This window comes from Flavobacterium sp. KH_035 (genome assembly GCF_057839565.1).
The window spans coordinates 2547470-2566503 of record NZ_CM174492.1 but is presented as its reverse complement, the minus strand read 5'-3'; the positions used below and the strand labels follow the sequence as shown (position 1 = coordinate 2566503).

Below are 19034 nucleotides of genomic sequence, written 5' to 3'. Positions count from 1 at the left end.
ACTATATATTAATATTTATGCTATAGTTGCTTGTCTCATTACTTTCAAGATTGCGTAGCTTATAATCTACATAGGATGACAATTCTTCCACAGTATTAAATTTAAAAACATTTCGAATTGAAATCTCTATCAATAATTCCTTACGAATCATCGATACCAATCGGGTAGCCAGTAGACTATGCCCCCCCAATTCAAAAAAGTTATCATGAACTCCAACCTTCTCTACTCCCAACAAATTCTCCCAAATTTGAGCCAATTGGTGTTCTGTATCTGTGCGTGGAGCCACATATTCTTTTGTAGACAAATCTGAACTATCAGGATCCGGTAAAGCTTTTCTGTCCAGCTTTCCGTTTGAGGTCAGTGGCATCTCTTCCAACTCAACCCAGATCATAGGAATCATATACTCCGGTAAACTTAATTTCAACTGTTCCTGTAAAGCAGCCCTGTCCAGCTTGCCTTCAACAACAACATAACCAACCAAACGTTTGGTATCATTTGAATCCTCTTTAGCCAATACACAACAATGAATGATTCCTGACACTGATGAGAGAGCTTTCTCAATTTCACCAAGCTCTATTCGATAACCACGGATTTTAACCTGATTATCTTTTCTGCCAATAAACTCCAGATTACCATCAGGGAGCCAACGTGCTAAATCTCCGGTCTTATAAATTCTATCGCCCTCTTTAAATGGATTCTCTATAAACTTCTCTCGGGTTAATTCTTCCTGATTCAAATAACCACGGGCAACCCCTGCTCCACTTACACATAGCTCGCCAACTATACCCATTGGTAATAGTTGTAATTCTTCATTTATAATGTAGATGCTTGTATTGGATATAGGAGATCCTATATTTATATTTTTTATTAATCTATAATTTGTGATTTCCAGTACACTACAACCTATTGTTGATTCAGTTGGACCATACTCATTAAATAATTTCACTAAAGGATTTAATTTATCTAAATTATTTAAATCGGAATGGGTCAATTGCTCCCCTCCTATAATAAACCTTTTTAATTTAGAACCATCCAATCCCTTAAAAAATGACAAATGTGCCGGAGTTAATTTAATTGAAGTTATAGAGTCATTTACTACTATATTATTTAATACATCCTCAACATTATTATCCTGATAAATATGTAATTGACCACCTGTCAAAAGTGTTAAATAGATACTTGTTTGTGTTAAATCAAATGATAATGAACTGAACAACGGAAAACTAAAACAGTTATCATCAACTCCATAATATTCAATACTATATAATAGATAATTCACTAAACTACTATGCTCAATCATTACTCCTTTTGGCTTGCCTGTACTACCTGAGGTATAAATTACATAAGCCAGATGACTTGGTGATAATGCAACGTTTAGACCCGTTGTAGGATTAACAGAGATCTTTTCCCAGCCTTTGTCTAACAATACGACCTTAACATTCGTATAATCTGCCAGAATCTTATGGTTATCTTCCCTGCTTAGTACCAGTTTGATGCCGGCATCACCTAGCATATAACCGATACGATCCGATGGATAATCAGGGTCAACAGGCACATAAGCACCCCCTGATTTTAAAATACCCAAGATACCTATAAGCATCTCCAGACTACGCTCCAAACAAATACCTACCAAAGTATCAGGCTCAACACCCTGTTCTATTAAATAATGACCCAGTTGATTCGACTTCTCATCTAACTCCTTATAACTTAATGCTTCTCCTTCATAAACAACAGCTATAGCATCAGGGGTCTTCTTCACTTGCTCTTCAAACAAATCAACTACAGTCTTATCTTTTGGATAAGCAACTGCCGTATCATTAAATGAATACAATAACTCGTGCTGCTCTTCTTTTGGTAAAATAACCAGACTCATTACACTTGATTCTCCGTTTTTTATTGCTTCCAGAAGTTCCGTAAGCGCCTCCTTCATATACTCAACTATCCTCTGAGAACCAATACTCTGATCAATCTGAGACTTTAATCCAAAATCATCTCCATAATCATCTACACTTAAGGTAAAAGGGTAATTGGTACGTTCATGACTGCTCAGAACTGTAATCCCTGAATCAAATTCATTTGCATGATCTTCATGTGATAAAACAGGTGAGGAATGACGGTAGTTCAGCAATGCACTGAAGAATGCCATATCATTGCTTATTCCACTCCAATTCTGGATATGGGACAAAGGAGTTTGCTCATAAGACAATAAATCCCGTAACAATACCTTGACCTGATCAAGATAATCCAACACACTGCCTTTTAATTCAACTAACACCGGAAGGGTATTGATAAACAATCCTAATGAATCTGCAGCACCTAAAGAACCCTGAAGTCTTCCTGAAAACAAAGAACCAAAAACAGCATAATCCTTATTACTGCATCTGGCAACTACAAGGCCATAAGCAGCATGGAACAATACTGCAGGGGTCATACCCAGCCTCAAACACGTTTCACGCAATTCTGAACTTAAAGCTTTTGAAAGCAAAACTTCTGATTCTTCAATATCCTTACCATCTCCAAGGATATTTGATAAATCAAACGGATAGGTAGGCTCTTCAATTCCTTCAAACAAAGATCTAAAATAAGAACCTGCGTCATGCTCCGATTGCGCATGTAAAGTATGACCTATAAAATCACGGTACAAAACAGGAACACCTAAACTTTCTTGGTTGCCCGATAAATACAACATAACCTCCGATACAATTTTCTCCAGACCAACATGGTCCATTATCAAATGATGCTGGTATACAATCAAATAATAACAGTCATTTTCAGAATCGTCAGCCGATTTCAACTCCAATAATGGTGCCTTTGAAATATCCATCCAATGACTACCCGGAGCTATCAGAACCTCTAATTGTGATAAAATAGCACGGGAATTATCCAAAACCAAATGCTCTAATGACAAAGGAGCTTCACGCAATACCACCTGAACTGCTTGAGGTAAACCAAAACTTAATATACAGGTGCGTAAAACATCATGACGGTTCACTACAAATTGCAATGCCTCAATGAAACAATTACGCTTATCATTGTCTGGAAATGATAGTAAACTAGGTAGAACATAAGGGTCTCCCGCTTTAGGATCACTCATCAAATGATGAAAATAAATACCTTCCTGTAATGGTGATAAAGGATATATATCCGCTATATTGGAAACTCCTCCAGCAACCATTCCAACTAATTCATCCAGATCACTCTGATTAAAATCAATCAAAGGAACCATCGATGGAGTAATATAATCACTATCAACCCTAATACCATTAACAGGAACACTATAAACCAACGATAATGAAGATAACTTATCACTAATCAAAGCTATTGTTGGCCCTGAAAAAATATCTTTTACCCCAATATGAAAACCTAGTTTCTGTAAACGGGAAATTAACTGAACTGCCAATAAACTATGGCCTCCTAACTCAAAAAAATTATCATAAACACCCACCTTCTCTAAGCCAAGCAAACTCTGCCAGATCTCTGCCAGCTGCTTTTCGGTATCACTGCGCGGAGCAACATATTCCTTTCTGGACAAATCAGAACTATCAACATCCGGTAAGGCTTTCCTGTCCAGCTTTCCATTTGAAGTCAACGGCATCTCTGTCAACTCAACCCAGATCATAGGAACCATATACTCGGGTAAACTTAATTTTAATTGATCCTCCAAGTAAGACTTATCTAACTTGCCTTCTGAAACCACATAACCAACCAAACGTTTGGTATCATTTGAATCCTCTTTGGCCAATACACAGCACTGGCTGATTCCACGTACCGAGGACAATACATTTTCGATTTCACCAAGCTCTATTCGATAACCACGGATTTTAACCTGATTATCTTTTCTGCCAATATATTCTATAGTACCATCCGGGAGCCAACGCGCTAAATCTCCCGTCTTATAAATTCTATCTCCCTCTTTAAATGGATTTTCTATAAACTTCTCTCGGGTTAACTCTTCCTGATTCAAATAACCACGAGCGACCTGAATTCCTCCAATGCATAACTCTCCAGCTACTCCAATTGGTAAAAGTTGATGACTATCATCCACAACATATAAACTCGTATTGTCTACAGGCTGACCAATTAAAACACCTGAAAGCGAATCTTTCAATGGTACTTCCCATGAACTTACATCGATCGCTGCCTCAGTAGGACCATATAAATTGTCTAAACGTGCTTGACTGAATTTCTCCTTAAACATAACAATCTGGTCCAATTGTAAAGCTTCGCCACTACATAAAACACGTTCTAAAGAACTACAGTCTCCCGGTTCTATAAAACTCAAAAAAACACTCAACATCGAAGGAACAAAATGAATTGTAGTGATACTATACTCTTCAATTATTCTTTTCAGATAAATAGCATCCCTATGACCTTCAGCCTTGGCAAAAACCAATCTGGAACCACACGTGACAGACCATAATAATTCCCATACAGAAACATCAAAACTAAAAGATGTCTTCTGAAGAATCGTGTCTTCAGATCTTAATTTATAATGTGATTGGGTCCATAACAATCGATTTACGATACCACCGTGCTCATTCATTACTCCTTTTGGCTTGCCTGTACTACCTGAGGTATAAATTACATAAGCCAGATGACTTGGTGATAATGCAACGTTTAGAGCCGTTGTAGGATTAACAGAGATCTTCTCCCAATCTTTATCCAATAACAAAACATCAATATCCTTATAATCTGCCAGAATCTTATGGTTATCTTCCATACTTAATACCAGTTTGATGCCGGCATCACCTAGCATATAACCGATACGATCCGATGGATAATCAGGGTCAACAGGCACATAAGCACCCCCTGATTTTAAAATACCCAAGATACCTATAAGCATCTCCAGACTACGCTCCAAACAAATACCTACCAAAGTATCAGGCTCAACACCCTGTTCTATTAAATAATGACCCAGTTGATTCGACTTCTCATCTAACTCCTTATAACTTAATGCTTCTCCTTCATAAACAACAGCTATAGCATCAGGGGTCTTCTTCACTTGCTCTTCAAACAAATCAACTACAGTCTTATCTTTTGGATAAGCAACTGCCGTATCATTAAATGAATACAATAACTCGTGCTGCTCTTCTTTTGGTAAAATAACCAGACTCATTACACTTGATTCTCCGCTTTTTATTGCTTCCAGAAGTTCCGTAAGCGCCTCCTTCATATACTCAACTATCCTCTGAGAACCAATACTCTGATCAATCTGAGACTTTAATCCAAAATCATCTCCATAATCATCTACACTTAAGGTAAAAGGGTAATTGGTACGTTCATGACTGCTCAGAACTGTAATCCCTGAATCAAATTCATTTGCATGATCTTCATGTGATAAAACAGGTGAGGAATGACGGTAGTTCAGCAATGCACTGAAGAATGCCATATCATTGCTTATTCCACTCCAATTCTGGATATGGGACAAAGGAGTTTGCTCATAAGACAATAAATCCCGTAACAATACCTTGACCTGATCAAGATAATCCAACACACTGCCTTTTAATTCAACTAACACCGGAAGGGTATTGATAAACAATCCTAATGAATCTGCAGCACCTAAAGAACCCTGAAGTCTTCCTGAAAACAAAGAACCAAAAACAGCATAATCCTTATTACTGCATCTGGCAACTACAAGGCCATAAGCAGCATGGAACAATACTGCAGGGGTCATACCCAGCCTCAAACACGTTTCACGCAATTCTGAACTTAAAGCTTTTGAAAGCAAAACTTCTGATTCTTCAATATCCTTACCATCTCCAAGGATATTTGATAAATCAAACGGATAGGTAGGCTCTTCAATTCCTTCAAACAAAGATCTAAAATAAGAACCTGCGTCATGCTCCGATTGCGCATGTAAAGTATGACCTATAAAATCACGGTACAAAACAGGAACACCTAAACTTTCTTGGTTGCCCGATAAATACAACATAACCTCCGATACAATTTTCTCCAGACCAACATGGTCCATTATCAAATGATGTTGGTATACAATCAAATAATAACAGTCATTTTCAGAATCGTCAGCCGATTTCAACTCCAATAATGGTGCCTTTGAAATATCCATCCAATGACTACCCGGAGCTATCAGAACCTCTAATTGTGATAAAATAGCACGGGAATTATCCAAAACCAAATGCTCTAATGACAAAGGAGCTTCACGCAATACCACCTGAACTGCTTGAGGTAAACCAAAACTTAATATACAGGTGCGTAAAACATCATGACGGTTCACTACAAATTGCAATGCCTCAATGAAAAAATTACGCTTATCATTGTCTGGAAATGATAGTAAACTAGGTAGAACATAAGGGTCTCCCGCTTTAGGATCACTCATCAGATGATGAAAATAAATACCTTCCTGTAATGGTGATAAAGGATATATATCCGCTATATTGGAAACTCCTCCAGCAACCATTCCAACTAATTCATCCAGATCACTCTGATTAAAATCAATCAAAGGAACCATCGATGGAGTAATATAATCACTATCAACCCTAATACCATTAACAGGAACACTATAAACCAACGATAATGAAGATAACTTATCACTAATCAAAGCTATTGTTGGCCCTGAAAAAATATCTTTTACCCCAATATGAAAACCTAGTTTCTGTAAACGGGAAATTAACTGAACTGCCAATAAACTATGGCCTCCTAACTCAAAAAAATTATCATAAACACCCACCTTCTCTAAGCCAAGCAAACTCTGCCAGATCTCTGCCAGCTGCTTTTCGGTATCACTGCGCGGAGCAACATATTCCTTTCTGGACAAATCAGAACTATCAACATCCGGTAAGGCTTTCCTGTCCAGCTTTCCATTTGAAGTCAACGGCATCTCTGTCAACTCAACCCAGATCATAGGAACCATATACTCGGGTAAACTTAATTTTAATTGATCCTCCAAGTAAGACTTATCTAACTTGCCTTCTGAAACCACATAACCAACCAAACGTTTGGTATCATTTGAATCCTCTTTGGCCAATACACAGCACTGGCTGATTCCACGTACCGAGGACAATACATTTTCGATTTCACCAAGCTCTATTCGATAACCACGGATTTTAACCTGATTATCTTTTCTGCCAATATATTCTATAGTACCATCCGGGAGCCAACGCGCTAAATCTCCCGTCTTATAAATTCTATCTCCCTCTTTAAATGGATTTTCTATAAACTTCTCTCGGGTTAACTCTTCCTGATTCAAATAACCACGAGCGACACCTGGCCCTCCTATACATAACTCTCCAACTACTCCAATAGGTAATAAGTTCATTTTTGAATCCAATACAAAAATTTTTGTATTACCAAATGGAATTCCTAATGGAATAGACTTATCATATTCTTCAAGAAATGAGATTTTTTTAATTAGTTTTCCAATTGTTGTCTCAGTAGGTCCATAATGATTGTAAACTTGACAACTAACATTATTTGAAGCAATCATAGCTACAATATCAATCGTAAGTTGCTCACCACCAAATATTAAACATTTATTAGGCACAAATATTTTTCTATTTTGTTGTAAAGCTTTCCAATGAGAAGGTACAATTTTTAAACAATCTATATTTAAGTTAGCTAACTTATCCGTATTTATAATTTCTTCTTCTGAAAAAACATAAAGAGATCCTCCGGTAAGAAGAGAAGCATAAATAACGGTATTTCCCAAGTCAGCAGCAATAGTAGAAATTAACCCAAAAGTACTGCAATCTGATATGTTAGTTGTATCAGTAATTCCGAAGAAATAATCTACTAAGGATTTGTGTTCAATCATTACTCCTTTTGGCATACCTGTTGTTCCTGAAGTATACATTAGATAGGCTAAATTATTGCATCTGTTTATTTCTGAAAGATTATTCTTATCATATGCGTAACTATCTTTAATGAATTTATTTATTTCAAATTGATCAATAATAACTTTAGAACAACTATCCTTTATAATGTAATTTACACGATTTTTCGGAGTATTAATATCAATAGGCAGATAAGCTCCTCCTGCCTTCATTATCCCTAGTATGGCAATTATCATCCACTCTGATCTACCCAACCTAACAGTCACTACATCATTTGTATCTATATAATGTAAATCCCTCAGATAATGCCCCAGTTGATTCGACTTCTCGTTTAATTCCCTATAACTTAATGTTTCTCCTTCATAAACCACAGCTATAGCATCAGGAGTCTTCTTCACCTGTTCTTCGAACAAATCAACTATAGTTTTATCTTTTGGATAAGCAACTGTTGTATCATTGAATAAATGCAATAGTTGGTATTCTTCCTCTTTTGTCAACATCGACAAACTGCCTACTGGCTGGTCGATATCAATTACAATACTAAGTAGTAATTCTTTATAGTGCAAAAGCATACGATCAATGGTAGCCTTATCAAACAAGTCTGCACAATACACAATATCTAATCCAATACCACTATTATTTTCAGAAATATTCAATGTCAGATCGAACTTTGAGTTGACTATATCAAACTCATAGTTTGAAATCTCAACATCCTGTATAACTAAACCTTCAGATCCTTCAGATGTGTTCTGCAATACAAACATCACCTGAAACAATGGACTCATGCTCATATCACGGGTAGTAACCACACGGTCTACTACTTTCTCAAATGGAGCCAATTGATGATCATAACTACCAAGTGTAGTTTCTTTTACTCTTTTTAAAAGTTCTCTGAAGTCTGGATTACCACTCAGATCACTGCGAAGTGCCAGTGTATTGACAAAAAAGCCTATCATGCCCTCTAACTCTGATTGGGTACGATTCGCAATAGGCGTTCCAACACAAATATCATCCTGACCACTATAACGCGACAATAATACCTTAAAGGCTGACAACATCAACATAAATAATGTAACTCCTTCTGCCTGACACAAGGCATTTAAAGAATCACTAAGATTCTTATCAAGGGTTAAAGAAACATTCGATCCTGCTGTGCTTTGAATCGATGGACGAGCATAATCTGTTGGCAATGATAAAGTACCTACTCCCTCTAACTTCTCTTCCCAATACGATAATTGAGAGTCCAAAACAGCTCCTTCCAAATATTTTCGCTGCCAGATCGCATAATCTGAATATTGCAAAGAAAGCTCAGGCAAAACAGCCGCTCTTCCCGATTGAAGCGCGCTGTAAAACTCCATAAACTCATTTACCAAGATACCCTCTGACCAGCCATCACTGGCAATATGATGCAGCACACAGGCCAATATATATTTTTGATCTCCTAAATCATACAAACAAGCTCGTAACTTATAATCTGCTGACAAATCAAAAGGAATTCTGAGATAATCCTGAAGGATATTTTCAAATAATGATACATCTCTTATTACGACCTGATCAAGGATCCACTCCTTTTCACTTATGACTTCCTGATACCCTACACCATCTTCTGATAAGAGAATAGTACGCAAAACCTCATGACGTGATACAATACTTTGAAGCGTTTGCTCTAATATCGATGTGTCTAACGCTCCTTCCAAACGAAGTGCAATAGGAATATGATAAACAACACTGCCTTCTAACTGATCCAAAAACCAAAGTCGCTCCTGACTGAAAGACAAAGGAATTCGTCCTGAGCGGTCTTCTACGACAACAGCAGGTAGTAACACTCCCTCTGATTGAACTGATACATGTGTCGCTAAAGCTGAGATAGTATTGTATTGAAATATTTCCCTGATAGATACCTCTATAGACAATTCCTTTCGGATCATCGATACCAATCGGGTAGCCAGTAGACTATGCCCCCCCAATTCAAAAAAGTTATCATGAACTCCAACCTTCTCTACTCCCAACAAATTCTCCCAAATTTGAGCCAATTGGTGTTCTGTCTCTGTGCGTGGAGCTACATATTCTTTTGTAGACAAATCTGAACTATCAGGATCCGGTAAAGCTTTTCTGTCCAGTTTTCCGTTTGACGTTAACGGCAGCTCTGCCAACTCAACCCAAATCATAGGAACCATATACTCCGGTAAACTTAATTTCAACTGTTCCTGCAAAGCAGCCCTGTCCAGCTTACCTTCAACAACAACATAACCAACCAAACGTTTGGTATCATTTGAATCCGCTTTAGCCAATACACAGCACTGGCTGATTCCACGTACCGATGACAATACATTCTCGATTTCACCAAGCTCTATTCGATAACCACGGATTTTAACCTGATTATCCTTTCTGCCAATAAACTCCAGATTACCATCAGGGAGCCAACGTGCTAAATCTCCAGTCTTATAAATTCTATCGCCTTCTACAAAAGGACTTGATATAAACTTCTCTCGGGTTAACTCTTCCTGATTCAGATAACCACGAGCAACCCCTGCTCCACTTATACATAGCTCACCAACTACACCAATAGGTAATAAGCTCATTTGTGAATCTAAAATATAGATCTGAGTATTGTTTATAGGAGTTCCAATACCGATTTCTTTAATATCAATAATATACCTATCATAAAAAGATAGGGTAGACGTTACTGTTGTTTCTGTTGGTCCGTACTCATTATAAAATTCATATCCCTTATTCCACTTTACTATTAAATCTTTATTACAAATCTCTCCTCCGACAACAATCCTTTTCAAAGAGTGCAAATCTGTCCTTACACTCAAAGTACTTAACATACTTGGAGTAGTATGAAAATGTGTTATTTTTTGATTATCAATAAAATCAAGTAAATTTTCTGTATAAAGATTTTTTTCTTTATTTATAAAAATCAATTTACTACCACTAGATAATCCTATAAAAATCTGTTCAACTGAAGCATCAAATATGAAATTTGAAAACTGTAAAACAATATCACTTGAATCAATATTAAATTTGTTAATCTGAGAAGTAATTAGATTTATAACATTTGTATGCTCAATCATTACTCCTTTTGGCTTGCCTGTACTACCTGAGGTATAAATTACATAAGCCAGATGACTTGGTAATAATGCAACGTTTAGTGCTGTTGTAGGATTAACAGAGATCTTCGCCCAATCTTTATCCAATAACAAAACAGCAATATCCTTATAATCTGCCAGAATCTTATGGCTATCTTCCCTGCTTAATACCAGTTTAATACCGGCATCAACAAGCATATAACTAATACGATCCGACGGGTAATCAGGATCAACAGGCACATAAGCACCCCCTGATTTTAAAATACCCAAGATACCTATAAGCATCTCCAGACTACGCTCCAGACAAATACCTACCAAAGTATCCGGCTCAACACCCTGTTCTATTAAATAATGCCCCAGTTGATTCGACTTCTCGTTTAATTCCCTATAACTTAATGTTTCTCCTTCATAAACCACAGCTATAGCATCAGGAGTCTTCTTCACCTGTTCTTCGAACAAATCAACTATAGTTTTATCTTTTGGATAAGCAACTGTTGTATCATTGAATAAATGCAATAGTTGGTATTCTTCCTCTTTTGTCAACATCGACAAACTGCCTACTGGCTGAGTAATATCTCCCAAAATAGAAATCAAAAGCTCTTTGTAATGTAAAAGCATACGATCAATCGTGGACTTATCAAACAAGTCTGCACAATACACAATATCTAATCCAATACCACTATTATTTTCAGAAATATTCAATGTCAGATCGAACTTTGAGTTGACTATATCAAACTCATAGTTTGAAATCTCAACATCCTGTATAACTAAACCTTCAGATCCTTCAGATGTGTTCTGCAATACAAACATCACCTGAAACAATGGACTCATGCTCATATCACGGGTAGTAACCACACGGTCTACTACTTTCTCAAATGGAGCCAATTGATGATCATAACTACCAAGTGTAGTTTCTTTTACTCTTTTTAAAAGTTCTCTGAAGTCTGGATTACCACTCAGATCACTGCGAAGTGCCAGTGTATTGACAAAAAAGCCTATCATGCCCTCTAACTCTGATTGGGTACGATTCGCAATAGGCGTTCCAACACAAATATCATCCTGACCACTATAACGTGACAATAATACCTTAAAGGCTGACAACATCAACATAAATAATGTAACACCTTCTGCCTGACACAAGGCATTTAAAGAATCACTAAGATTCTTATCAAGGGTTAAAGAAACATTCGATCCTGCTGTGCTTTGAATCGATGGACGAGCATAATCTGTTGGCAATGATAAAGTACCTACTCCCTCTAACTTCTCTTCCCAATACGATAACTGAGAGTCCAAAACAGCTCCTTCCAAATATTTTCGCTGCCAGATCGCATAATCTGAATATTGCAAAGAAAGCTCAGGCAAAACAGCCGCTCTTCCCGATTGAAGCGCGCTGTAAAGCTCCATAAACTCATTTACCAAGATACCCTCTGACCAGCCATCACTGGCAATATGATGCAGCACACAGGCCAATATATATTTTTGATCTCCTAAATCATACAAACAAGCTCGTAACTTATAATCTGCTGACAAATCAAAAGGAATTCTGAGATAATCCTGAAGGATATTTTCAAATAATAATACATCTCTTATTTCAACCTGATCAAGGATCCACTCCTTTTCACTTATGACTTCCTGATACCCTATACCATCTTCTGATAACAGAATAGTACGCAAAACCTCATGACGAGATACAATACTTTGAAGCGTTTGTTCTAATATCGATGCGTCTAAGGCCCCTTCCAAACGAAGTGCAATAGGCATATGATATTCTAAACTACCCTGTAACTGATCCAAAAACCACAATCGCTCCTGACTAAAAGACAAAGGAATCTGCTGCGGACGATTCTCTACAATAACTGCAGGTAGTAATATCCCAACTGATTGAGATGATACATGCGAACTTAACGTTGCGATCGTCGTATATTCAAAGACTTCCCTGATAGATATTTCTATGGATAATCCCTTTCGGATCATCGATACCAATCGGGTAGCCAGTAGACTATGCCCCCCCAATTCAAAAAAGTTATCATGAACTCCAACCTTCTCTACTCCCAACAAATTCTCCCAAATTTGAGCCAATTGGTGTTCTGTCTCTGTGCGTGGAGCTACATATTCTTTTGTAGACAAATCTGAACTATCAGGATCCGGTAAAGCTTTTCTGTCCAGTTTTCCGTTTGACGTTAACGGCAGCTCTGCCAACTCAACCCAAATCATAGGAACCATATACTCCGGTAAACTTAATTTCAACTGTTCCTGCAAAGCAGCCCTGTCCAGCTTACCTTCAACAACAACATAACCAACCAAACGTTTGGTATCATTTGAATCCGCTTTAGCCAATACACAGCACTGGCTGATTCCACGTACCGATGACAATACATTCTCGATTTCACCAAGCTCTATTCGATAACCACGGATTTTAACCTGATTATCCTTTCTGCCAATAAACTCCAGATTACCATCAGGGAGCCAACGTGCTAAATCTCCCGTCTTATAAATTCTATCGCCCTCTTTAAATGGATTCTCTATAAACTTCTCTCGGGTTAATTCTTCCTGATTCAGATAACCACGAGCAACCCCTGCTCCACTTATACATAGCTCACCAACTACACCAATAGGTAATAAGCTCATTTGTGAATCTAAAATATAGATCTGAGTATTGTTTATAGGAGTTCCAATACCGATTTCTTTAATATCAATAATATACCTATCATAAAAAGATAGGGTAGACGTTACTGTTGTTTCTGTTGGTCCGTACTCATTATAAAATTCATATCCCTTATTCCACTTTACTATTAAATCTTTATTACAAATCTCTCCTCCGACAACAATCCTTTTCAAAGAGTGTAAATCTGTCCTTACACTCAAAGTACTTAACATACTTGGAGTAGTATGAAAATGTGTTATTTTTTGATTATCAATAAAATCAAGTAAATTTTCTGTATAAAGATTTTTTTCTTTATTTATAAAAATCAATTTACTACCACTAGATAATCCTATAAAAATCTGTTCAACTGAAGCATCAAATATGAAATTTGAAAACTGTAAAACAATATCACTTGAATCAATATTAAATTTGTTAATCTGAGAAGTAATTAGATTTATAACATTTATATGCTCAATCATTACTCCTTTTGGCTTGCCTGTACTACCTGAGGTATAAATTACATAAGCCAGATGACTTGGTAATAATGCAACGTTTAGTGCTGTTGTAGGATTAACAGAGATCTTCGCCCAATCTTTATCCAATAACAAAACAGCAATATCCTTATAATCTGCCAGAATCTTATGGCTATCTTCCCTGCTTAATACCAGTTTAATACCGGCATCAACAAGCATATAACCAATACGATCCGACGGGTAATCAGGATCAACAGGCACATAAGCACCCCCTGATTTTAAAATACCCAAGATACCTATAAGCATCTCCAGACTACGCTCCAGACAAATACCTACCAAAGTATCAGGCTCAACACCCTGTTCTATTAAATAATGCCCCAGTTGATTCGACTTCTCGTTTAATTCCCTATAACTTAATGTTTCTCCTTCATAAACCACAGCTATAGCATCAGGAGTCTTCTTCACCTGTTCTTCGAACAAATCAACTATAGTTTTATCTTTTGGATAAGCAACTGTTGTATCATTGAATAAATGCAATAGTTGGTATTCTTCCTCTTTTGTCAACATCGACAAACTGCCTACTGGCTGAGTAATATCTCCCAAAATAGAAATCAAAAGCTCTTTGTAATGTAAAAGCATACGATCAATCGTGGACTTATCAAACAAGTCTGCACAATACACAATATCTAATCCAATACCACTATTATTTTCAGAAATATTCAATGTCAGATCGAACTTTGAGTTGACTATATCAAACTCATAGTTTGAAATCTCAACATCCTGTATAACTAAACCTTCAGATCCTTCAGATGTGTTCTGCAATACAAACATCACCTGAAACAATGGACTCATGCTCATATCACGGGTAGTGACCACACGGTCTACTACTTTCTCAAATGGAGCCAATTGATGATCATAACTACCAAGTGTAGTTTCTTTTACTCTTTTTAAAAGTTCTCTGAAGTCTGGATTACCACTCAGATCACTGCGAAGTGCCAGTGTATTGACAAAAAAGCCTATCATGCCCTCTAACTCTGATTGGGTACGATTCGCAATAGGCGTTCCAACACAAATATCATCCTGACCACTATAACGCGACAATAATACCTTAAAGGCTGACAACATCAACATAAATAGTGTAACACCTTCTGCCTGACACAAGGCATTTAAAGAATCACTAAGATTCTTATCAAGGGTTAAAGAAACATTCGATCCTGCTGTGCTTTGAATCGATGGACGAGCATAATCTGTTGGCAATGATAAAGTACCTACTCCCTCTAACTTCTCTTCCCAATACGATAACTGAGAGTCCAAAACAGCTCCTTCCAAATATTTTCGCTGCCAGATCGCATAATCTGAATATTGCAAAGAAAGCTCAGGCAAAACAGCCGCTCTTCCCGATTGAAGCGCGCTGTAAAGCTCCATAAACTCATTTACCAAGATACCCTCTGACCAGCCATCACTGGCAATATGATGCAACACACAGGCCAATATATATTTTTGATCTCCTAAATCATACAAACATGCTCGTAACTTATAATCTGCTGACAAATCAAAAGGAGCCATCAGATAATCCTGAAGGATATTTTCAAATAATGATTTATCACTTATTACGACCTGATCAAGGATCCACTCCTTTTCACTTATGACTTCCTGATACCCTATACCATCTTCTGATAACAGAATAGTACGCAAAACCTCATGACGAGATACAATACTTTGAAGCGTTTGTTCTAATATCGATGCGTCTAAGGCCCCTTCCAAACGAAGTGCAATAGGCATATGATATTCTAAACTACCCTGTAACTGATCCAAAAACCAAAGTCGCTCCTGACTAAAAGACAAAGGAATTCGTCCTGAGCGGTCTTCTACGACAACAGCAGGTAGTAATACTCCTTTTGATTGAGATGATACATGCGAACTTAACGTTGCGATCGTCGTATATTCAAAGACTTCCCTGATAGATATTTCTATGGAAAGCTCTTTACGAATAATCGATACCAATCGGGTAGCCAGTAGACTATGACCTCCTAACTCAAAAAAGTTATCATGAACTCCAACCTTCTCTATTCCCAACAAATTCTCCCAGATTTGAACCAATTGGTGTTCTGTCTCTGTGCGTGGAGCAACATATTCTTTTGTAGACAAATCTGAACTATCTGGATCCGGTAAAGCTTTTCTGTCCAGTTTTCCGTTTGACGTCAACGGCAGCTCTGCCAACTCAACCCAGATCATAGGAACCATATACTCCGGTAAACTTAATTTCAACTGTTCCTGTAAAGCAGCCCTGTCCAGCTTACCTTCAACAACAACATAACCAACCAAACGTTTGGTATCATTTGAATCCTCTTTAGCCAATACACAGCACTGGCTGATTCCACGTACCGATGACAATACATTCTCGATTTCACCAAGCTCTATTCGATAACCACGGATTTTAACCTGATTATCCTTTCTGCCAATAAACTCCAGATTACCATCAGGGAGCCAACGTGCTAAATCTCCCGTCTTATAAATTCTATCGCCCTCTTTAAATGGATTCTCTATAAACTTCTCTCGGGTTAACTCTTCCTGATTTAAATAACCACGAGCAACCTGAATTCCTCCAATGCATAGCTCCCCAATAACTCCAATGGGTAAAAGTTGATGACTATCATCTACAATATATAAACTCGTATTAGCAACTGGCTGACCAATTAAAACACCCGGCAAGAAACCTTCCAATGGAACTTCCCACGAACTTACTTCAATAGCCGCCTCAGTAGGACCATATAAATTATCTAAACGTACCCGATTGAATTTCTCCTTAAACATATCAATCTGGTCCAATTGTAAGGCTTCTCCACTACATATAACCAATTTTAAAGAACTACAGTCCCCTTGGTTTATAGTCCCTAAGAAAATGCTTAACATCGAAGGAACAAAATGGATAGTAGTGATACTATACTCTTCAATTATTCTTTTCAGATAAATAACATCCTTATGACCTTCAGGTTTTGCAAAAATTAACTTAGCACCGCAAGTGACAGACCACAATAATTCCCACACAGAAACATCAAAACTAAAAGATGTCTTTTGAAGAATGGTATCTTCAGAGTTTAATTTATAATGAGATTGCCCCCACAGTAGTCGATTTACGATACCTCCGTGTTCATTCATAACTCCCTTAGGTCTACCTGTACTACCCGAGGTATAAATTACATAAGCCAGATGACTTGGTGATAATGCAACGTTTAGAGCCGTTGTAGGATTAACAGAGATCTTTTCCCAGTCTTTGTCTAACAATACGACCTTAACATTCGTATAATCTGCCAGAATCTTATGGTTATCTTCCCTGCTTAGTACCAGTTTGATGCCGGCATCACCTAGCATATAACCGATACGATCCGATGGATAATCAGGGTCAACAGGCACATAAGCACCCCCTGATTTTAAAATACCCAAGATACCTATAAGCATCTCCAGACTACGCTCCAAACAAATACCTATCAAAGTATCCGGCTCAACACCCTGTTCTATTAAATAATGACCCAGTTGATTCGACTTCTCATCTAACTCCTTATAACTTAATGCCTCTCCTTCATAAACAACAGCTATAGCATCAGGGGTCTTCTTCACTTGCTCTTCAAACAAATCAACTACAGTCTTATCTTTTGAATAAGCAACTGCCGTATCATTGAATAGATGCAATAGTTGTTTTTCTTCCTCAATTGGAATAATCGAAATATCTTCAATTGGTTTGTTTAATCCAAATTCAAATTGCCTTATAATATAAAGCAATCTTTTTATTAACATCTCTACTTCATTTTTTTCAAAATACCCTCTCTGATAATCAACATTTAATTCCAAAGGAGAATCTTCTCCATAATCTGACCATCTAATAGACAACGGATATTCTACTAAAGTACTTGCCAAATGTTTTATCTCAATGTGAAGATTTGGAGATAAGGATTTTGGAAAAGGAAGAGGTTCATAATTTACAACAATATCAAATAGTTGCCATCTACTTTCTGACAATAATTTAAGAGATCTGTTTAAATATGAAATAGGATACAATCGATGTTTATAATCATTGCGTTGTGTTTGTTGTATTTCAGAAATTACATCAGACAGAATCTGCTCTCCAACATATTTACCTTTATAAGGAAGTATTCCCGCAAACATTCCTAATGTCTTTCGTTCATTTCTCCCGCTTCTATTGTGAACAGGGATTCCTAAACTAAAAGTTTCCTTATCTGTTGTTTTTCCTAAATATAATAGTAATGCCGCAATTGTAAATTGAGAAATATTTGCCTTTGTGTCTAGGGATAAACGATTAAATAATTCTCGATCTTCCTTCGAAATAAGAATTGAGATCCTATTACCGCCTAATTCTTTTTTTTGCCTTTTATTGTTTAGTAAAGAATTAGGGATTGAACTATATTTTTCATTCCAATAAATTACATCTTTGTGATATTGCTCAGATAGAAGATAATCAAAACTTTTTTTTGTAGCATCCAAATAAGATGGATACACAACTTCAGATTTTTCACCTCCCCTTATTAAATTTTCATATTCACCTATTACATAATTTACTTTTACAGCAAAACCAAATCCATCAGTTATTAAGTGATGAAAACAAACAAACCACCAAAACTCATCTTCTGCTATTTTTATTAGTGTATAAATATATAATTTTTCCTGATTTAAATCAAAAGCAATATTGAACTGAGCTTGCATCCATTCTTTAGCTGCTACTCTCGGCTCAATTTCTGACGAAAAATCCAATTCATCAATCGTAACTTTTTCTTGAAAATCCTTTAAATAAAATGACGGTTCATTTTCTGTAAAATCAAACCTAATATTAAAAACATCAAAAACCTTAGATAGTCCTTCTATTACATGCTTAAACTGCGAGGTATTGAAAGATCCCTTAAAGATCGTATAACCTCCAATATTGTATAATGGATTTTTTGGATCCATCAACTGCCCATAATAAACTTCCTGCTGGGCTATATGTAGTTTTGATTTTATATTCATTTTAATATTTATTGGA

Annotated in this window: 1 protein-coding gene; it reads right to left on the bottom strand. The window is 36.8% G+C overall.

The window, feature by feature from the left end; genetic code table 11:
• Position 1: 1 nt before the first annotated feature.
• The gene (locus tag AC3IS6_RS10685) at positions 2-19018 is read right to left on the bottom strand and encodes a non-ribosomal peptide synthetase (RefSeq protein ID WP_489164860.1); all 19017 of its coding nucleotides are present in this window, start codon (positions 19016-19018) and stop codon (positions 2-4) included.
• Positions 19019-19034 lie beyond the last annotated feature (16 nt).

Excerpts from the sequence above, each read along its gene's own strand:
- AC3IS6_RS10685 (WP_489164860.1), bottom strand. The coding sequence starts at position 19,018 with ATGAATATAAAATCAAAACTACATATAGCCCAGCAGGAAGTTTATTAT.